General features: G+C 45.7%; 19 protein-coding genes. 13 read left to right on the top strand and 6 right to left on the bottom strand.

Features of this window, described 5'->3' with window-relative positions; translation table 11 throughout:
• The first annotated feature begins 8 nt into the window (after window positions 1–8).
• Both E0Z06_RS09480 and E0Z06_RS09475 read left to right on the top strand, forming a co-directional pair.
• Window positions 9–332 (top strand): ATP-binding protein, encoded by a 324-nt coding sequence (locus tag E0Z06_RS09480; RefSeq protein ID WP_132584081.1) that lies wholly within the window; start codon window positions 9–11, stop codon window positions 330–332.
• The gene (locus tag E0Z06_RS09475) at window positions 325–852 is read left to right on the top strand and encodes a response regulator (protein ID WP_132584079.1); all 528 of its coding nucleotides are present in this window, start codon (window positions 325–327) and stop codon (window positions 850–852) included. The genes E0Z06_RS09480 and E0Z06_RS09475 overlap by 8 nt, the downstream gene beginning before the upstream one ends.
• Window positions 853–858: 6 nt before the next feature.
• Here the strand turns inward: E0Z06_RS09475 and E0Z06_RS09470 are convergent, their stop codons facing one another.
• Window positions 859–2,028 (bottom strand): polysaccharide pyruvyl transferase family protein, encoded by a 1,170-nt coding sequence (locus E0Z06_RS09470; RefSeq protein WP_132584078.1) that lies wholly within the window; start codon window positions 2,026–2,028, stop codon window positions 859–861.
• A gap of 100 nt (window positions 2,029–2,128) precedes the next feature.
• On the bottom strand, window positions 2,129–3,205 hold the full coding sequence (gene wecA, locus E0Z06_RS09465; protein ID WP_132584076.1) for a UDP-N-acetylglucosamine--undecaprenyl-phosphate N-acetylglucosaminephosphotransferase: 1,077 nt from the start codon (window positions 3,203–3,205) through the stop codon (window positions 2,129–2,131).
• A gap of 250 nt (window positions 3,206–3,455) precedes the next feature.
• Here wecA and E0Z06_RS09460 point away from each other — a divergent pair, with 250 nt between their 5' ends.
• Genes E0Z06_RS09460 through E0Z06_RS09435 form a run of 6 tightly spaced genes read left to right on the top strand, consistent with a single transcriptional unit; the run spans window position 3,456 to window position 9,848 of the window.
• Complete coding sequence (locus E0Z06_RS09460) at window positions 3,456–4,433, top strand: glycosyltransferase family 4 protein (protein ID WP_243695483.1); 978 nt, start codon at window positions 3,456–3,458, stop codon at window positions 4,431–4,433.
• Window positions 4,430–5,176: a WecB/TagA/CpsF family glycosyltransferase gene (locus tag E0Z06_RS09455; protein ID WP_132584074.1), complete on the top strand. Its 747-nt coding sequence runs from the start codon at window positions 4,430–4,432 to the stop codon at window positions 5,174–5,176. Before E0Z06_RS09460 ends, E0Z06_RS09455 begins: the two co-directional genes overlap by 4 nt.
• 18 nt (window positions 5,177–5,194) lie before the next feature.
• On the top strand, window positions 5,195–6,094 hold the full coding sequence (locus E0Z06_RS09450; RefSeq protein ID WP_132584072.1) for a glycosyltransferase: 900 nt from the start codon (window positions 5,195–5,197) through the stop codon (window positions 6,092–6,094).
• Window positions 6,094–7,386 carry an O-antigen ligase family protein gene (locus tag E0Z06_RS09445; RefSeq protein ID WP_132584070.1) on the top strand — a complete coding sequence of 431 codons (1,293 nt, stop codon included), beginning with the start codon at window positions 6,094–6,096 and terminating at the stop codon, window positions 7,384–7,386. The genes E0Z06_RS09450 and E0Z06_RS09445 overlap by 1 nt, the downstream gene beginning before the upstream one ends.
• Complete coding sequence (locus E0Z06_RS09440; protein WP_132584068.1) at window positions 7,383–8,090, top strand: hypothetical protein; 708 nt, start codon at window positions 7,383–7,385, stop codon at window positions 8,088–8,090. Before E0Z06_RS09445 ends, E0Z06_RS09440 begins: the two co-directional genes overlap by 4 nt.
• Window positions 8,091–8,108: 18 nt before the next feature.
• Window positions 8,109–9,848 (top strand): ABC transporter transmembrane domain-containing protein, encoded by a 1,740-nt coding sequence (locus E0Z06_RS09435; protein WP_132584066.1) that lies wholly within the window; start codon window positions 8,109–8,111, stop codon window positions 9,846–9,848.
• 73 nt (window positions 9,849–9,921) lie between these two features.
• Here E0Z06_RS09435 and ytfE read toward each other — a convergent pair whose 3' ends face one another.
• Entirely contained in the window at window positions 9,922–10,617 is a 696-nt protein-coding gene (ytfE, locus tag E0Z06_RS09430) for an iron-sulfur cluster repair protein YtfE (RefSeq protein ID WP_132584064.1), read from the bottom strand.
• A gap of 170 nt (window positions 10,618–10,787) precedes the next feature.
• Between ytfE and norR the strand changes: the two genes are divergently transcribed.
• Genes norR through moeB form a run of 3 tightly spaced genes read left to right on the top strand, consistent with a single transcriptional unit; the run spans window position 10,788 to window position 13,451 of the window.
• Window positions 10,788–12,317: a nitric oxide reductase transcriptional regulator NorR gene (gene norR / locus E0Z06_RS09425; protein ID WP_132584062.1), complete on the top strand. Its 1,530-nt coding sequence runs from the start codon at window positions 10,788–10,790 to the stop codon at window positions 12,315–12,317.
• Complete coding sequence (locus E0Z06_RS09420; RefSeq protein ID WP_132584060.1) at window positions 12,317–12,703, top strand: YbaN family protein; 387 nt, start codon at window positions 12,317–12,319, stop codon at window positions 12,701–12,703. Before norR ends, E0Z06_RS09420 begins: the two co-directional genes overlap by 1 nt.
• Window positions 12,696–13,451 (top strand): molybdopterin-synthase adenylyltransferase MoeB, encoded by a 756-nt coding sequence (moeB, locus tag E0Z06_RS09415; protein ID WP_132584058.1) that lies wholly within the window; start codon window positions 12,696–12,698, stop codon window positions 13,449–13,451. Before E0Z06_RS09420 ends, moeB begins: the two co-directional genes overlap by 8 nt.
• Here moeB and E0Z06_RS09410 read toward each other — a convergent pair.
• From E0Z06_RS09410 to E0Z06_RS09400, 3 genes are all read right to left on the bottom strand, one after another.
• Window positions 13,448–13,831, bottom strand: coding sequence for a putative zinc-binding protein (locus tag E0Z06_RS09410; RefSeq protein WP_132584056.1), 384 nt, complete (start codon window positions 13,829–13,831; stop codon window positions 13,448–13,450). The genes moeB and E0Z06_RS09410 overlap by 4 nt on opposite strands.
• A 128-nt stretch (window positions 13,832–13,959) precedes the next feature.
• On the bottom strand, window positions 13,960–15,162 hold the full coding sequence (locus E0Z06_RS09405) for an NnrS family protein (protein ID WP_132584054.1): 1,203 nt from the start codon (window positions 15,160–15,162) through the stop codon (window positions 13,960–13,962).
• Window positions 15,162–16,478, bottom strand: a complete 1,317-nt coding sequence (locus E0Z06_RS09400) for an MFS transporter (RefSeq protein ID WP_132584052.1) — start codon at window positions 16,476–16,478, stop codon at window positions 15,162–15,164. The genes E0Z06_RS09405 and E0Z06_RS09400 overlap by 1 nt, the downstream gene beginning before the upstream one ends.
• Window positions 16,479–16,778: 300 nt before the next feature.
• On the opposite strand from E0Z06_RS09400, the gene E0Z06_RS09395 reads away from it, so the two are divergent.
• A complete protein-coding gene (locus tag E0Z06_RS09395; RefSeq protein ID WP_132584050.1) occupies window positions 16,779–18,272 on the top strand; it encodes a NarK family nitrate/nitrite MFS transporter in 1,494 nt (497 codons plus the stop codon).
• 48 nt (window positions 18,273–18,320) lie between these two features.
• Window positions 18,321–20,051: a bifunctional protein-serine/threonine kinase/phosphatase gene (locus E0Z06_RS09390; protein ID WP_132584048.1), complete on the top strand. Its 1,731-nt coding sequence runs from the start codon at window positions 18,321–18,323 to the stop codon at window positions 20,049–20,051.
• The last annotated feature ends 24 nt before the right edge of the window (window positions 20,052–20,075 follow it).

Genomic DNA, 20,075 nt, shown 5'->3' with positions numbered 1-20,075 from the left:
ATTGTCACTTGCCGGCTGCCATTTATAACATTTTAAATAACGCGGCTGACGCCAGTTTAGCGCAAGGTAACGCGCAGCTTGAATTAACACTGCAACAGCAGTATCAACAAATAGTGCTAAGTATTCGTGATTTTGGTGAAGGTTTATCTGATGCGCGTTTAGCTGAACTAGGGCATATACCGCAGCCAAGCACGCAAGGTTTAGGTTTAGGCCAGTACTTAGCTAACCTGACCATTGAAAGTCTAGGCGGGGAAATTACCCGTAGTAACTTGCCCGAAGGTGGCATGCTTACTCAGATCATCTTTACCAGTGTAAAGGTAAAATATGACTGATTTGCCTAAGCTATGTATTGTTGATGACGACATTGCTTTAACCCAGGTATTGGCGCGGCGTTTAACGGCAAACGATTATAGTGTGGTTGTGTTTACTGAACCTGTTACTGAGCAGCAATTAATACACACCAATGCACACTGCTTTTTGTTAGACATGCGTTTTGCCGCACAGTCGGGCTTACATTTTGTTGCGCCGTTGCGTCAAGCCTTACCGCAAGCACGTATTGTTATGTTAACTGGGTTTGCCAGTATCGCCAGTGCGGTGCAGGCCATTAAGTTAGGTGCAGATGACTTTCTCACTAAACCGGTCGATTTTAGCACCTTGTTGCAAAGTTTAGCCGGTACAAACACGTTAACAACAGAGCAAGAAACTACGTTAATGTTAAGCCCAGAACAGGTTGAATGGGAACATATTCAGCGAGTATTACAACAGCACGAGGGGAATGTATCGCAAACTGCGCGTTTGCTTGGCATGCACCGGCGCACGTTGCAGCGTAAACTGCAAAAGCGCCGGCCTTAGTTGCTGTTAGTGTGTTTTACTAACAGCTTGATATAACTTCTGCCACATTTGTTGGTTTTGCTGTTTTAACGCTGCGGCTTTAACTTTTATTTCACTGGCCAGTTCGACTTTGTGGGTTAATAGCTGCTCTAGCGCCGTAAGTAAGCTTTGCTCTGTTAGTTCGGCAACACAATATTCGCCCATACCAAAATCGCTCATCATCGCGTGATATTTATGGCTCCAACTGGTAGCAATGCAAGGTACGCCTTGGCTTAGTGCATTTACTGCACCATGAAACCGCGAACTAATAGCCAGCTCGGCTTTACCAATAAACGCTTTAACCGCTAGCGGATCTTCTATTTGCACTATAGTGCAGGGCGCTTTGGCAGCAATTTCGTCACATAACAGCGCATCTTCTTTGCCCTCATGGTTTACCAGCACGCATTGCATGCCTTGTGCTCTTAGTTTATTCGCTGCGCCGGCAAAGGCATTAATATAATTACTGCGTAGTTGTTCAGCATTGGCGTGGTTAAACTTAGACACCACTTTATTATTGGGAATAAGTGCAGCATAAGGCTGCGTTATTGCCGGTATTTCATCATTGGCGCGCGCGGTTAAACCTACAGTGAAATCAGGCGTTAACACCACAGTATCGGGTAGGGTGCCAACACAGCCTTTTACGTGTTCTAGAGATACTGGATCGCGCACAAATACCAGTGTGGCATGGTTAACAATGTCGCGCATCGCCGCTTTACTGGCTTCGCTTTTAAACGGGCCAAAAGCTTGGGGCATAAAAATAAACGGCTTACCGGCTTTAGCAAAACGCACTACTTCTTTGGCGGTGTTTTGTAAAAAACGCAGTGGCCACTGATCACCATAGGCAAAGCCACTGGCTTCGAGTGCTAAATCTATTTGCTGCTCGGTTACCATGCCGTAGCGATTAAATAGGCGTTGCATTGCGCTTGGTAACTTACCAATCACTGCCGTTAAATCTAAGCCGCCACGGCGAAACGACAGCTTTTGCCAAGCGCCTAAGCGGGCGCGTTCTGGATAGGGCAAGTTAGGGCCGGGTGATAGCACCAGTTCAATCGGGTGCGGCAGTTGCTTTAAGCCATCAAGGCAGGCCAGTAACATTAAATAGGCGCCTTTATTGCGAAACTGAACACCTTTAATTTCGACGTAAAACGGTTTGCTCATAAGTAACCTTTAGCTAGGTGAAGTGGATTTACGTGCGCGCCATAATTGCCATAATTGGTTGCGCTGGCGCGAGCCAGTAAAATTTTCTTAATTATTTTCACTACTTAATAACCCTAGGAAATTTGTGCTGTAGCCGTTGTCTACGAACGTGCGAAATAATACGCCAGATGTTTTGTAGCAAATATAAATAACCGGTAAATACCAGTAAAAATAGCAGCAACATAACGATATCGGGTACTAATAAATACTCACCAATAATGCCAATACAGGCAAAAATACTAGCCAAAGCGGTTATTAATGCTAATGATTCACGCGAGCTTAGGCCTAAACGCAGCGAAATATGGTGCAAATGCTCACGGTCGGCTTGAAATGGCGACTGACCTTTGCGGATGCGGCGTACCATTATCGCTATCATATCCATTAGTGGAATGGCAATGATCCACAGTGCCGTCACTGGACGAAAGCTGGCGCTTTCACTTTGGGTGCCAACAATAAGCAACCAAATTACACTTAACCCAATCAGCATACTGCCGGCATCACCGAGAAAAATACGTTTACCGGGTATTAAATTTAAATTGCAGGCTAAATAAGGCAGCATTGCCAGCACAATCACCATAGCGAACATGGCATGTAAAGGCTGCCCCCACAATGCCATAAAAATCGCGATAGCGCTAAAACTGACTAAGCTTAGCATGCCGGCTAAGCCGTCGATGCCATCGGTCATGTTAAAAGCGTTAATTGCGGCAATAACTGCAACCAGCGTAATAGGCAAACCCAGCACGCCTAGCTCTACTTGGCCCATACCAAATAAATTACCTAAGCTGGCAAGATGTAAATCTAGGCTGTAGGTCATGGCTAAACCGACTAAGGTTTGTACCGCTAAACGCAGCTTTACGCTTAAATCTAGGTAGTCATCAAAGGCACCTAAAATAACAATAACACCGGCGCAGGCTAAGTAATATAGTGGCTCAACGCTGGAGTCGGCAAATAAAAGCATAGCGATACAAAGGCCGCAGTAGGTAGCAATGCCGCCAATTAACGGCACCGCACCTTGATGTTGTTTACGGCCACGCGGAACATCAACTAAGCCGACGCGCACCGATAATGGATATAATAGCCAGATGGCGGCGCAGGCCGCGAAAAAAGCGCTGATAGCGAAAAGTAAGTGTGTTGGCATTTACCGATCCGGTTGTTAACAAGTGTTAGTGTTTATTCAGCCAAGCGTCAGCTGAAATCGGTTATTACTATAGTTCAGGGTTTAATACGCAAAGCGATATAAACTAAGTGTTTTTTTATCAAGCAACAAGTATTGTACACAGTCTGTCAGGCTGTCAGGGTGAAAGTTCAGCGTGCAAAGCATAAATAATAATATCTTGATTGTGAGCAACATGGGGCCCAAGCCATCTTCACCGTTTCAGGGGAAGTTTGTGCATAACCAAGTGTGGGCCCTGGCGGCGCTTCATCCTAGTTATCATTATATGCGCTGGCACAGTGACTCTTTGCTGAACAAGTTATTGAAATACCCTGTTTTTATACTCGATTTTATTTGGCGTTATATGCTTAGTCGGCGTCGTTTTGATATTGTCCATGTACATTTTTATTATCCGACGATTTGGCTAGCATTATTGTATAAAGCACTGCGTAACCCTAAAGTTAAAATTGTTGTTACCTGTCATGGCAGTGATATTTATAAATATCAACCACCAGGCAAGTTGTATACGTGGTGTGCAACCAAGGTTGACCAGTGGATTTTCGCCAGTAAAGCCTTGGCGCAACATTTTAGTTTGCCAGTAAAACAGGCTCAGGTATTACCCGCTGGCATTAGCGAGTTGTTTCGCGTGGTTGAGCCGGTATCTTGGCAGGATAAAACGATTGATATTTTATATGTAGGTAGCTTAGATCAGAATAAAGGCATGGACCGCTTATTAGCTTTATTGCCGGTAGTAAAAGATAAGAAAGTAGTCATTGCCGGTTCTGGGCCGTGGTTGGAAAAATTACAGCTTGCAGCGCAGCAGTTTCCTAATGTGTTGGTGGTTGGGCCAAAAGATAGCGCAGCGTTAAAAGAGCTATATCGGCAAGCGCGGTGTTTTATTAGTTTATCGCGCCATGAAGCCTTTGGTTTAGTCATGGCAGAGGCAATGGCCTGTTATACGCCAGTGATTGCCAGCCAAACGGATGGCAGTGCTGAGCAATTAGTTAGCGGTGTTAACGGCGTACTTATAAGCCAACAAGGCGACGACGTCACAGTAATTAACCGGTTTTCATACGCGTTAGAACAGTTTTTTCAGCAAACGCCACAGCAGTATCACACTATGCAACTGCATAGTCGCACCAGTGCGGAGCAGTATTTGCTAGGTCAGGTAGTTAACGAATTACAACAGATATATCAGAGAGTTGTGTTATGAACCAAGCGGTAGCAGAATTACAGCAACCTATTGCTGAAGTAAAAATTGGCCCAGTAATGGTATCTGCATTTGCCGATATGCAGCAATTAATGGAATTTATTATTCGCCCTGATGGTAGCGTTTATGCCGGTTCAGCTATTGCGATAAACCCTGAGAAAGTGCTCACGGCGATGCGTAGCCCTGATATTGAAGCGGTAATTAACGCGGCTGATATCCGCTATGCCGATGGTATTGGTGTAGTAAAGGTAATGCGTAAGCGTTTAAAGAAAAACGTACAGCGTATTCCGGGGTGTGAGCTTTGGCAGCAGTTGGTAAAGCGCGCGGCACAATTTAAGGTGCCAGTATTTATTGTTGGTGCCAAACCGGACGTAAATCAGCAAACGGCAGAAAAACTGCGTGCAGAACAGGTCAATTTAGTCGGCGCCGTAGATGGCTACTTTAAAGATGAAGCTGAACTTATTGCGCAAATAAAGCAAAGTGGTGCGCGTTTTGTCAGTATAGCTATGGGCTCACCTAAACAAGAACTGCTGATCCAGCGTATTCGAGCGCAACACCCAAATTGTTTTTATATGGGTGTTGGTGGTACTTATGATGTTTATACCGGTAATGTAAAACGGGCACCAGAACTGTGGTGTAAGCTTAATTTAGAATGGGCCTACCGCTTGTTGTCTCAGCCCAGCCGTATTGGCCGGCAATTAGGTTTACTACGATATTTGTGGTGGTACTGGACTGGCAAAATTTAATGTCACGGATGAAATGATATGACTCAGCAAAACTTACCTTTGATCAGCGTTTACATGCCAACCTTTAATCGAGTGAATATGGCTATTCGCGCCATTGAATCGGTATTAGCACAAGATTACCCGAATATAGAGCTATTGGTGGTGGACGATGCGTCAACCGACGATACTTGGCAGGTACTGACTAATAAATATATTAATGACGAGCGCCTACGTTTTTTTCGTCAGAGTACCGGTCAAGGCGCCTGTGCTGCGCGTAATCGAGCAATTGAACAGGCTAAAGGCGATTTTGTTACCGGCATTGACGACGACGATGAGTTTTTACCTAATCGTTTAACCAGTTTATATCAGGCCTATGATGACAAATATAGCTGCGTCTGCTCGGGCTATATTTGGGATTACGGCACAGTGCAAAAACAACTGTTTGCGACAAGAGAAGTGGTTAGTTTGCCACAATTGCTTGATTTACATAGCTTATCTAATCAAGCTTTAGTGCGGCGCGAGCGTATGATGCAACTTGGCGGTTTTGATGTGTCGTTAGCGGCGTTTCAAGACTATGACATGTGGGTGCGTGTGGTGCTAGGTTTTGGCCCTGCGCTGCGTATTGCCGAGCCGACGTATAAAGTTAATGTTGGCCATGAACTAGGTCGCATTACTAATTCACCAAAGCGTTTAGATGCACATAAGCAGTTTGTGTCGAAACACCGAGCTTTAATGAATGAGCGTAATTTACATAACCAAATGTTTTATCGCCAAAGTATGGAGCATATTCCGCTTAGTTTTATGCAGCTGATAAATAGCACACGTTTTGGCTTAGTAAAGCTAAAGTGGCGTTACTATATAAAACATAAGCTTGGTGTGCTTAGTCGCTGGCGTATTAAAATGTTTAGTAAAGGCGTTAGTGGGCTATTTAAAAAATAATGCCAATTCATTTCGTGTCTAACTGGCAGCGCAACAGTGATGCGCTGCTGCTGCGTATTATTCCGCTGTTTCTATTAGTTGACTGCGTCAATGGCGCATTACTGCAATATACCGGTAGCAGTTTTGTCTTAGCCAGTATTTATAAATTACTACTGTTAAGCTTAATGACGGTTTCGTTAGTAGCACAAAAGCCAAAGCTCGTGGCTGGTTTAGCGCTGTTGTTGGTTTTGCTGCTAATCGGCCCAGGGTTACATTGGTCAGCGCTACCAATGCGCTGGATACAGGCTGATTTACAGTTAGCGCTAAAAATCATTAGTCCGTTACTGGCGTTTGCTTATTTGTCGGCGTTGTCACAGCGCATGCCAGAACACTGTCGGTTATTGTGCCAACGCAGTTTGTATTTTTCCGCCTTAGTCTTGTTAGTGAACATATTGGCTGGGCTGGCTGGTTTGGGTTTTAATGCTTACCAACCGCTAGAGGGCGTAGCGCAATCGTTTTTGGGTATTAAAGGTTTTTTCTACTCAACCAACGAGCTATCTGCAGTGCTATTGGTGCTATCTGCGGCCGTGCTGGCGCTCAGTTGGCCCCAACACAAACCACGTTATCTCATCATTAGCTTATTAGCCGTGGCGGCAGCGGCACTTATGCTCACTAAAACCGGCCTCTTTGGTGTTTTAGTGTTGGTGTTGTTTGTTCCGCTACTGTTGCAGCCTGCGCCATTTTGGCAGCAAAAGCGGCTTGGCTTGCTAGCAGGAGCAGTAGTTCTGGCGTTAGTATTATTACTGGTATGGCTTAATGGCGAATATTTGCTTCGTAGCCTAGGTATCTACGACAAGTTAACGTTTGTTTACCACCAGCGCGGCATTAGCGGCATCTTGCTGTCATCACGCGATTATTATGCCGGCAAAATTTGGCAAACTACCAGCCAACATTATAGCGAATGGCAGCGCTATCTTGGCGTTGGTCAGGGTGGAGTAGGTTTGTATCTTAAAAAATACTTTGCTGAATTAGACTGGTTTGACTTACTGATATTTCATGGTTTACCCGGATTGTTCGCTTTCTTACTCACCTTTAGCCTATTTATTCGTCGTAGCTGGCAAGCCCGGGCGAGCGGTATGGCTCGTTGTCTAATCTTACTTAACGTTTTGTTATTAACCGTCTCCTCGGTAGTGGGGCATATTATGACATCCGGTATGCTCTGGCTGCCTTGGGCGTTAACCGCGGTATTGCTATTGCAACCGGATAAGCTTGGCGTTAGCCATCATTTACGCCAACAGAAGGAGAGCGCGTGAAAGATTTTTTTGAACCGTTTTTATATCCACATAATCTTACGTTGTTAGGCTTGGTGGCAGCCTATATCTGCTATCGTAAGAAAGGTTTGCTGGTGTTGTTATTGTTTTATTATTTAAGTGGTAATAATTTTATTGCTAATCAATTTCGTAGCCTTTATGTCGGCCAAACGGTTAGCCATGCTATAGCACCTGGCAGTGCAGTGGTATTATTGGGCTGCGGTGGCACAGACGATAAATTAACGGCCTGCGCTAGTGCACGTATACAACATTTGGCCGAATTATTACCAGCAGAGGGCGCAAGCGTACTGATGACCAGTAAGCATTGTAAGCCGTATTTAAATAAGCTGAAGTCGTTAATTGAACATAAACAAGTTGCGGTAGACTGTATTGATGGCGGCGAAAATACTTATCAAGAGTTTAATAGCCTAGCGGCAAGAACTGAATTAAAACCCGATTATATTGTTACTAGCGATTTTCATGCGTGGCGGGTAAATCAGCTGGTTAAACAACACAATATGCACAGCAAGGTGTTATCGACGTCCAGCCAAACCTTTCGCGAGCTAAACTGTAACGGTAACTGTATGTTTACCGTCAACCTGTCTAACTTTGATTTTTATAGCAAGCTGATCTCTGAGTTCTCTAGCTTTGCCGTATATTCACTGACCTATAGCTGGACAGACTGGTATATTCCCGATACCGAATAAACAAAGGACACCTAATTAATGTCGCAGCCAAAGGTATTGCCCTGGATTGTTGGCTTTTTACAGCCGTATCGTAAACGTGTGTTGCTGGCATTATTATTTTTACTAATTGGTTCACTCGGCTGGTTGGCGCTGGGGCAGGGCGTGCGCATGTTGGTAGATGATGGCTTTGTTGCCAATAATACCGATAAGCTTAATCAAATCACGCTGCTGATCTTACTGCTGTGTTTACTCTCTTCTGCCGCTATTTTCTGCCGATTTTACTTAATGAGCTGGCTAGGTGAGCGGGTTAGTGCCGATATTCGTAATAAGCTATATCAGCATATGTTAAAGCTCTCGCCAACGTTTTATAGCCAAATGCGCACGGGCGAAGTCATTTCGCGTTTTACCGCCGACACCACATTATTACAAAGTGTGGTTGGTTCGAGTTTATCCATGGCGTTACGCTCGGCTGTTACCGCAGTCGGTGGCTTGGTTATGATGGCATTAACCAGTTTTAAAATGACCGGCTTGGTGCTACTGGCCGTGCCTTTGGTGCTGCTGCCGATTATTTTACTTGGCCGCAAGGTGCGTAAATTGTCACGCGCTAGCCAAGATAGGCTAGCCGATGTTGGTGCGTACGTTGATGAAAGCATACACGAAATTCATACCGTGCAATCATACGGCCACGAACCACGTGATCAACAGCTGTTTGCTGGGCGTATTGAGCAAGTAATGCAGGCAGCAGAAGGGCGTATTTTATACCGTGCCATGCTTATTGCTGGCGTTATGTTATTAAGTATTAGTGCCATGGTATTAATTAGCTGGGTCGGCGCACGAGATGTGATGCACGGTAACGTTACGGCCGGTCAGCTTACGGCTTTTATGTTTTATGCGGTGATGGTGGCAGGTGCAGCCGCGACCATCAGCGAGGTAATTGGCGACATTCAACGGGCGGCGGGTGCCGCCGATCGCCTAATTGAGTTAGTCAGTGCACCGGTAGACATTGGCTCACCAGCGCAGCCAGTATCACTTAGCTTGCCGGTGCAAGGGAATATTCGTTTGCAGCAACTTAGCTTTGCTTACCCACAAGTAGCAGATAGAACCGTGCTGCATCAGCTTAATTTAACGATACAACGCGGTGAGCGGGTAGCATTAGTTGGCCCCAGCGGCGCCGGTAAAACCACGTTATTTCAGTTGTTACAGCGCTTTTACTTGCCAAGTTCAGGGCAAATTTTACTCGATGATACCGATATCAGCTTATTAGATTTAGCCACGCTACGGGCACAATTTGCTTTAGTACCGCAAGACTCGGTTATTTTTGCCAGCTCTGTGTTAGAAAACGTGCGTTATGGCCGGCCCGATGCTAGTGAAGCTGAAGTGCGCCAAGCCTGTATTGCTGCGCGCGCTGATGAGTTTATTCAGGAGTTTAGTGCTGGTTATGCCACCGAGCTTGGTGAGCGAGGAGTAAGGTTATCGGGTGGGCAAAAGCAGCGTATTGCTATTGCCAGAGCTATATTAGCCGACCGACCTGTATTGCTGTTAGATGAAGCCACCAGCGCATTAGATGCGTTAAGCGAGCTGCAGGTTAAACAAGCGCTAGATCATCTGATGCAGGGTAAAACCACATTAATTATTGCCCATCGCTTAGCGACAGTGATTAACGCTGATCGTATTTTGTTATTAGATAAAGGCCAGATTATTGCCAGCGGCACCCACCAAGAGCTAATGCAAACTAGCGAGCTGTATAGCGAGTTAGCCAAACTGCAATTATTAAGTTAATAAGCGGACCTAAACAGTGGAATAAACCTGTGTTAATGCTTAAGCACTAACACAGGTTAGATACGGCTAAAAACTACTGACAACCACCGCAGCACACACCACCTTCGCCGTGCGCTTTGGCTTTAGGTTGCACAAACAAAATTTCGTTTTCTAATAAAATGTGCTGCATTAAATCTTCTTTAAGCTCTTTTAAACCAATGTATAACGCCGTCCAAGTATTACATGCGTGTGCTGGCAGCGTAATGTTGTTAGTTAATAGCTCAAGTTTTTCTAACGCATCACCGTGCTGTATATGTTCTTCTTCCATTACGCTTATCGGGCCAGCAGGATAAATACCGCCAGCTAGCATTGGAAACAAAATTTGTTCTTCTTTCATCATATGGCTTTCTAATTCTTGATACATATCATCAAGGTGATCCGTTAAACCGGTAGGGCAGCTTGGATCATCACCGTGCACATGCTCAACCCTACGCGCTAAGCGGCTAAGCTCTGGTAACTGTAAACGATGACGTTGATGAAAACGTTCTAAAATATGCGTGATTAGCTCTTTAGTTGGTGCTTTGCGCCAATCGGTAAACTGAACTGGCTGTAACGTTAATGCGGTTAACGCATTAACGATGTCCTGTTCTGGCAGGCCTTTTTTCGCTAATGCGTCGCGTAAGCTGTGCTGGCCACCACAACAAAAATCTAATTTATGCTGATGAAATACCGCTGTGGCACCGGCTACTGATGTGGCAATTTGGCCTAAAGACTGATCTAATAATTGCATACTAACTCCTGCATACTTAACGAAATATTCCGCGTCCTGCACGCGACTACAGTTAAAGAGCAAGAGTCAGGCCAAAACTACCACCTTTGATTTATATAGCTTTATTATGTGTCATGGTACATTACACCCACTCAATTTCGGGTTTAATTTACCCAAAGGTAAAAACTACCATGCTGGAAGAAATTTTAGTTGTTGATTTGGTAACTGATTTACCAGCAGCAGTTAGGTTGCAGCGTTTGGTAACCACGCTATGCAACCATTTTACGTGCGGTGCGGTTGGCTTATTAAAGCTAGAACATGATGTGTTAAAGCCAGTGGCTATGTATGGTTTAGTGCGTGATGCGTTGGGCCGACGTTTTACGGTGGCTGAACACCCAAGGTTGGCGGCAATATTAGCCAGTCGCAATCCGGTGCGGTTTGAACCTGACTCTGAATTGCCGGATCCGTACGATGGCTTGCTGGCAGAAAAGCCAGGCCACGCCTTGCCGGTGCATGATTGCATGGGCATTTCGTTATACATAGAAGGCCGTTGCTGGGGTGTATTAACTTTAGACGCGTTACAAGCCGGTAGCTTTTCTCAAGCCACCCTATTCGAATTACAACGTTTTAGCTTATTTGTCGAAGCGGCGGTGCGCATTACTGAGCTAGAGCAGGCCAATCGTGCGCTTAGGTTAAACCATCAAAATGGTAGCCAGCAATTTGAGCCTGCAGCACAACAGCGTTATGAGCTAATAGGACAAAGCAAAGTATTACAGCAAATTCTGCAAGAGTTAACCGTGGTAGCCACCTCCGATTTGCCGGTGTTGTTGCTGGGTGAAACGGGTGTAGGTAAAGAACTGTTTGCTCGGCATTTACATCGCAGTTCGTCACGCTCGGGTAAACCACTTATTTACATTAACTGCGCTGCTTTGCCAGAAAGCTTGGCTGAAAGTGAATTATTTGGTCATAACAAGGGCGCATTTTCTGGTGCCCATACTGAACGCGCTGGTCGGTTTGAAGCCGCAGATGGCGGCACCTTATTTTTAGATGAAGTGGGTGAGTTGCCACTTGGCGTGCAGGCTAAATTACTGCGAGTACTACAAAACGGTGAAATACAACGCTTAGGCTCTGATAAACCACGCCAAGTAAACGTGCGTTTAGTTGCGGCCACTAACCGTGATTTAAAGCAGCAAGTAAAGCAGGGTGAGTTTCGTGCTGACTTGTATCACCGTTTGTCGGTATATCCGCTGCCTATTCCACCTCTGCGGGAACGGCGAGACGATATTCCGCTATTAGCTGGGCATTTTCTTGAGCAAAACCGTGGACGCTTAGGCTTAAGAGCGCTGCGTTTGTCGCCAGAAGCTGAACTGGCGTTACTCAGTTACGATTGGCCGGGTAATGTGCGAGAGCTAGAGCATGTTATTAGCCGCGCGGCGATAAAAGCTTTAAGCCAAGGCGTGGCGCGCACCGACATTGTTACTCTAGGTGCGGAACTTCTTGATATTGATAGCGTAACAGCAGCGGTGCAGCATAGTGCGCAAAATTTAATACCTAGCAACAACCTAGCTATTCCACTTAAGTTAGCAGTAAGCCAGCTACAACGACAAATGATAGAAGCCGCGTTGCAACAACATAGCGGGAGTTGGTCGCAAGCCGCACGACAGCTAGAGTTAGATCCCAGTAACCTGCATAAATTAGCACAGCGGCTGGGTTTAAAATAATGTGGCAGTTTACACGAGTGTTAGCATGGCGCACACTGGCTATTGTTAGCCTAATACTGGGGTTAATTGGTATACCTTTACCGGGTTTGCCCACGGTACCTTTTGTATTATTAAGTGCTTGGGCCGCCGGCAAAGGCTGGCCAGCATTAGAGCAAAAGCTATTAGCTCATCCCACACTTGGCCCACCAATACAACAATGGCGAGCGCACGGTATCGTGTCGCGGCGCGCTAAATATCTGGCCAGCATAATGATGGCATTAAGTGCCATAATGCTCCAGTTTTCGGCCGCGCCTTGGGGCATGAAGCTGGCATTGCCGTTATTTTTACTTGCCGTAGCAGTATGGCTATGGTGCCGACCCGAACAGATAGAGCAAAACCATGACTGATATTTTAACCCCTGCGCAGGCGATGCGTTACAGCCGACAACTGATGCTGCCGGCGCTAGATTTTCACGGCCAAGAAGCACTATTAGCCAGCAAGGTGCTTGTTATCGGCATGGGCGGCTTGGGCTGTGCCGCAGCCCCCTATTTGGTGGCGTCGGGTGTCGGCAATATTACACTGGTTGATGATGACAATATTGATAGCTCAAACTTGCAGCGGCAAATTTTATATAGTGAAACCGATATTGGTTTGGCAAAAGTTGAGCAAGCGCGACAACGTTTAACCACATTGAACAGTGGCATTACATTAACAGCAATCAATAAACGCCTAACGGCAGAGGACTTGTTAACGCTAATACCGCAGTTTTCTTTGGTATTAGATTGCAGCGACAATTTAGCCACCCGCAATGCCATTAATGCGGCCTGTGTGGTCGCTAAAGTACCGCTGGTATCAGGCGCAGCCATTCGTCTGGAAGGCCAAGTTGCTAGCTTTAGCATGAATGGCGAACAAGCCTGTTATCACTGTTTAAGTCAGTTATTTGGTGAACAGCAACTGAGTTGTATGGAAGCCGGAATTTTAAGCCCCGTCGTAGGCATAGTTGGCACTATGCAAGCGCTTGAAGCCGTAAAAATACTGGCAAAACTAGGTAGCCCGTTGTTTGGCAAGCTACAACTGTTCGATGCCATGCACAGCCAGTGGCGGCAATTCAATTTAGCTAAAGATCCTGCTTGCAGTGTGTGTGCTCAGGTTTAATTAGGGTTCGCCATCGGCGCTAGAATATCTTGGTGTACCATTTTCATTAGCGCATAGGTTTCGGCTAAACCGCAGTCTTCACGCTCGCGTTTTTTATACCCTAACGACGTTAATTCAAGATGCCAGGTTGGCACTACATCTATTGTTGCGAGTGTTTTTTTAACGCAGTTTAAAGCACAACCATCCACGGCTAGAATCGGCCGCCCAGATTTCGCCAACTTAACCAGTTGTTTAACGTTACCGCCGATACCCGCAATGCAAGACATCTCGGCTGAGCCTTCACGGTCTAGTACTACGGCAAGATCATTAGCTAGCTGCGCTACATTAGAGCAACCTGAGCATGAATAAACCAAGGGTTTGTGGTGCTGTTCGGTGTTCATACTGAATTCCATGCAATATAACGATGAATTTCAGTGTAAAGCCGCTACAGGCTAGCGGCTTGATATAAATCAAAGCGCAGTAGTGTTTACCTCTTCATAGGTAAGCTACTGCGTTTTGTCTTGTCGGCTTAACCCGGACGACCATCGGGTCTTGGTGTCGTCAGCACTGGAAAATACACTATCACATACAAGGTATAGGCGGTTACCCAGCCAATAGCCGCTAACCATAACCATTGCATGGTTTGCTCTGGCCAAAAGCCAATCAGCACGGTGCGGCTAATGGCGGCAATAATAACTAAGATAAACGCCAGCGACATAATAGCTTTAGGTTTTAATACTCGGCCACTGTGGCCTAATGATACCCGCGCCATCATCGACAGAATCATTGAACCCATAGCGCCGGCAGTCAGTGTGTGTAGCGCTATGCTATTGCTAATATTAACACCAGCATAACGTGCGCTGTATAAGGCTAAGCCAATCGGAATACACCAATAGGCAATATGTAACGACCATAGTAATGGCACCTTAACGGTGAGCCAAAATTTCCAGCGAAAACAGCGTATCGCAGTAAAAATGGCACTAATAGCAAACAAGATACTGATTGCCAAACTAGGTAAGCGTGTCGCTATGTTTAAAAAGTGCAGCGCAAAAATAAGCCATAACGAAGTTAGTGCAATGCGGTCTACCCAAATTATGGCTTTCGCTTTTTTCGTTTGTGTGCCATTAGCGGTAAACATTGGCAGCACACGGCCACCGACAATTGCCATTAACAAGGTAATTAACCACACCGCGTTTTGGCTGCCCAGTTGCTGAATGTCATAACGGTTGTACGCCACGCCGATATACATTAACGCGTTACATGCGGTGATTAGTAATAATACCGGTATAAAAAACAGGTTACGTTTTTGCCCAGTTTTAACTAGCGGTATCGCGAGTAAAACGGCGGATAACGGTAAAAATAGTAGGTCAACGCCAGCCACTAACCATAGTGGTAAGCCGGCGCCAAATAACAGCAACAACCTAGCGCTAAACCACAGTGCAACAATAACGAAGAGTGTTTTACCGTGAGTGGCGCGCAGGCCACTCCAGTTTTGCACCGCTGTAAGTAAAAAGCCTACGATGATGGCGCTAACAAAGCCAAAGATCATTTCATGGCTATGCCAAAACATTACGTCACGAAATGGCGTTAACTGAATATTGCCAGTGAGCGCTAATACCCAAAGTAATATAGCAATGGCGCTAAAAGCTGCGCCAAATAAAAACATGGGTCTAAACGCCTGACGCAGCAGCGGTGTTAGCTTTTGCTCAGTGGCGAGATCGGTGATTTGCATTAGTCATCCTCGTCCAGTAAAAAATTATGTTCGCGAGCGCGGTGTAGCTTATATTGATAGCGCGCAGCCTGATTAGCAAAAAACATGGTAATCATGCACAGCGCTAACACGCCATACAAAATCATAAAGCAGCCGGTAACAATACCGAGAATATCTTGTGCCATACCAAATAATATTGGCAGCGTGCAGCCACCTAGTGCACCAATGGCACCGACAAAGCCGCCAGCAGCGCCCATATGGCGCGGATAATAATCGTGCAGTACTTTATACACACTAGCTCGGCCCAGCCCTTGGGCTACGCCAATAATAAAAATAAGTAGCGTAAACCACCAGACATTCATGGAAATTTCGAGTTGCACGTCCTTTTCTACACCGTGGATCACTAAAGTAGTGGGGGGATAACTCAAGAAAAACAAACAGACAATGCATACCCAGAATACGCCCCAGTTTACCGCACGGCCACCGTAGCGATCGGCAAACCAGCCACCCAGTGCGCGTATCATACTGGAGGTAGCAACAAAAAACAGCGTAAATGCCATTGCTTGCGGCTCAGTCATTTGATACGCCTGCATATAATACTGCGGTAGCCACAACAGTAGGGCTAAAAAACTACCAAATACAAAGTAATAATACAGGCCAAAACGCCAAATTCTAGCATCGCTAACTAATTGCTTTAAGTTTAATGCCGAAGCGTTAGGCTGTGCGGTTGTGGCGCGATAGGCTAGGGGTAAGGTTGGCGCTAGTACGAAAAACAGTAGTGCAATAAAAGCTAAACCTGCTGCGTATATGGGGCCAATCCAGTTCCAGCCAGCATAATGTTGTATTAATGGAACTAAAATAAAGGTAAGTGCTACACCGGCATTACCCACACCAAATAACCCCAGTGCTAAGCCTTGCCGGTCTGAACTAAACCAGTCTGAGACATAGCGTATACCCAGCGTAAACGCGCCGCCGCTAATACCAAACCATAAACCCAAGCATAAATAGCCGCTGTAACTGCTAATTTGTGGCAGCAATGCTAAAGCCGGTAATACGGCGAGCATTAAATAGCCCCATAAGTTTCGTGCGCGGTAGCGGTCGGCCATTAGCCCCAGCGGAATGCGAAACAGCGCGCCACTTAATATCGGTGTGGCTAATAAAATGCCGTACTCCGTTGCCGATAGTGCCAATTGCTGACGCAGTGTTAAGCCCATTACTGCGTATAACGTCCAAACCGAAAAGCAGGCTGCAAACGCCAAAGTTGCCATAAGCAATGCACGCCGCGCACCGTTAAGCGTGGCTTGGGGCAGAGTATTGGCCGGTGCAGAAAGAAGCATAGTTGGCTCCTACAGTGTAAGTGGTTTTATTCTAACGCCTAAACGCAGTAGCGCAGCAGCTTCTAAGGGTGTACCTCTAACGCGCAATTTACTAAACGTCAGTGTTTTTAACTATCACTTTGTGGGTAGCGGCTGGCGATTAACTGTGGCTGTACGTTAGGTTATTGCTTACCAAATTAGTGGTATCTGCCTATTTTTATTAATAAAAGTGATGTTGTGGCTTTGTTTTGCATCAATGATTTCGGCTTATTTAGTCTTTACACTTGCTAAAGTTTATTTAGGTATCCGTAGGAGGATATTATGGGCACTGCAGCTTCTGGGCAAGATAACGGTGGCATAAAGCTGCTGAACTTTGCCGAGCAAAAAATCAAAATGTTACACCTTACTTGGTTTGCATTCTTTTTAACCTTTGTTATCTGGTTTGCCCATGCGCCTTTACTTATTCATATTAAAGAAGCGCTAGCCTTAACCGATGCGCAAATTAAAGCCTTACTTATTTTAAACGTAGCGATGACCATTCCGGCGCGTATTGTGGTGGGTATGCTGGTTGACCGTTACGGTCCGCGTATTATTTATACCGTAGTGCTGTTTATTTCAGCGCTGCTGTGTATTGGTTTTGCCTTTGCGCAAACTTATACAGCACTTGCGATGTTCCGTTTTTTACTTGGCTTTGTCGGTGCAGGTTTTGTTATCGGCATTCGCTTAGTGGGCGAGTGGTTTCCGCATCATCAAGTAGGTACGGCGGAAGGTATCTATGGTGGCTGGGGTAACTTTGGTTCGGCCGCTGCTGCGATGACACTACCTGCATTAGCGCTAACCTTTGGTGGTGCCGATGGCTGGCGCTATGCTATTGCGTCTGTTGGTGTGATCAGTGCCGTTTACGCCTTAGTTTTCTACTATTTTGCCCGCAATACGCCAAAAGGCTCGGTGTATTTTAAACCGAAAAAAACTGGCGCTATGGTGGTAACCAGCTGGCGCGATCTGTATTTGCTTATGCTAATGAATATTCCTATGCACTTGGCACTGGGTATGTTGGCATGGCGCTTATCACCAGCCGGCGTAAATTTATTTTCCACTAATATGATGTATGCATTATGGGCGGTGTTAGCCTTTTTGTTACTGGTACAAACGCAACAAGCATGGCGTATTAACGCCGAGAATTTGCGTGCTGGCGTACCCGAGGCCGATAAATACAGCTTTAAACAGGTCGCCATACTTAACGTGGCCTATTTTGCTACCTTTGGCTCTGAGCTAGCGGTAGTGTCAATGTTACCGCTGTATTTCTTAGAAACTTTTGAAGGCTTAACCGCAATTGAAGCGGGTTTGTTGGCATCAGGCTTTGCCTTTATGAATTTAGTCTCACGGCCGATGGGCGGCTGGTTTTCTGACAAATTTGGCCGCCGCAAAAGTATGTTAATTTTAATTGCTGGTTTGGCATCGGGCTATTTTGTAATGGGTTTAATGGACAGCCATTGGTGGATCCCACTAGCGGTATTTGCCACTATGGCTTGTAGCTTCTTTGTGCAAGCCGGTGAAGGCGCGGTATTTGCTATAGTGCCACTGATTAAACGCAGCATGACCGGCCAAATTGCTGGTATGGCCGGTGCTTATGGTAACGTTGGTGCGGTAATTTATTTAACGGTGTTAAGTTACGTGAGCTACAGTAACTTTTTCTATGTTATTGCAGCTTCAGCACTGGTAGGGCTATTTGCGGTAATGTTTTTAGACGACCCCAAAGGTCATATTACTGAAGTTGGTGAAGACGGCACAGTGCACCGTATTAGTGTAGGCTAAATCAGTGTGGAATAAATAACCGTTTTAACAGCAACAATAAAGGTGGGTATGCAACAGCTTAAACTAAGCCTAGCCAGCGGCACTAACGCAGGTATCAAGCCGATAAATGAAGATGCGGTTGCCTGTAATGTGCCTGACGATACCCACTTGCTTACCTTTAAGGGCGCCTGTTTTGTGGTCGCCGACGGGGTTAGTACTGCAGAGGCGGGGCAACAAGCCAGTAAAACGGCAGTGCAGCGTTTTTGCCAAGAGTATATGCAAACGCCTGATAGCTGGTCGGTAACTTACAGTGCCGAGCAGCTACTGGCGACCATTAATAATGAATTATACGAGCTAAGTCATAGTTTTAGTCAGCAACAAAAAGGCTTTCTTACTACCTTTACTGCGCTAGTGTTGAAATCACAAACCGCGCACTTTTTTCATATCGGCGACAGTCGGCTATACCATTGGCGTACTGGCGTTTTAAAGCAGTTATCAGAAGATCACACCACGGTATTGTCTGAACAGCGCCAGTTTTTAGGCCGCGCGCTAGGTATGGATGCGCAAGTAAAAGCGCAGCAGGGCAGCATTAGCATTCAAGCCGGCGATCGGTTTTTACTATGCTCTGACGGTATCAGCGACTTTATTAACGATAGTGTTTTACAGCAGCAATTATCGCAAATTAGTGATGCCAAGCAGTGCTGCGATAGCTTGCTCGCCTTGGCTAAAACAAATCGCAGCGATGATAACTTAAGTGCCATAGTGATAAACGTAGAAGCCATACCCGAACAAAGCTTTGATGATTTAAACCAAACCCTAACCCGTTTACCCTTTCCTCCAGCATTAAACCCTGGCATGAAACTGGATGGCTATAAAGTAATAAAAACCTTATTTGCCAGTAGCCGCAGCCATTTGTATTTGGTTGCAGATGAACTTGATGGCAAAGAGTACGTGCTGAAATGCCCGTCGATAAACTACGACGATGATGCCTTATATATTGACCGTTTTATTCGCGAAGAATGGATTGGCCTGCGCATTCAAAGCCCATACGTGGTTAAGGTTATTCGCCAATGTCGGCCACGCACGTTTTTATATTATTTAATGGAGCATTTAAACGGCCAAGATCTTGAGCAGTGGCTAGAGTTGCAAGCCAAACCGTTAAAACCGTCACAGGCAATAAAGCTGGTAAAACAGATAGCCGAAGGCTTAAAAGCTTTTCATCGGATGGGCGCGGTACATCAAGATTTAAAACCGGGTAATATTATTTATCTAGCCGATGGCAGTTTAAAAATTGTCGATTTTGGCTCGGTATATGTGGCGGGGCTAGCCGAAATATACAGCCCACTGCAGCAAGACGCTGCCTTAGGCACAGCGGTATATTCTGATCCACATTATTTATTAGGCCACAACTCGGGTGTTCAGGGCGATATTTACGCTTTAGCCACCATTACCTATGAGCTATTTAGCGGTGGATATTTACCCTATGGCGATAAGGTAGAGCAGTGTCGCACTGCACGCGATTACGACAAATTACGCTACCTAAGTGCTAGCCAATTTAACCCCGTTATACCAACCTGGTTTGACCGTGCGTTACAAAAAGGTGTAAGCCTAGATCTCGCTGAACGCTATCAAAGTATTACTAGCTTACTGCGTGACTTGCAGCAGCCAAACCCCGCATTTTTGCACGAAGAGGTAAAGCAAGAACGCAAAGCTAACCCGCTATTGTTTTGGCAACTATTATCAGGCTTTTGGTTTGTAACCTTGCTGTTATTGGTATGGCTATTTTTAATTCGCCGTTAATATCTCTATTTTTAATTAGACGCT

Origin of the sequence: Rheinheimera sp. D18 (assembly GCF_004345025.1) — a bacterium.
In the GTDB taxonomy this organism is placed as follows: Bacteria; Pseudomonadota; Gammaproteobacteria; order Enterobacterales; family Alteromonadaceae; genus Alishewanella; species Alishewanella metallidurans.
The sequence above is the reverse complement of the archived record's forward strand: the minus strand, read 5'-3'. Positions and strand labels throughout refer to the sequence as shown.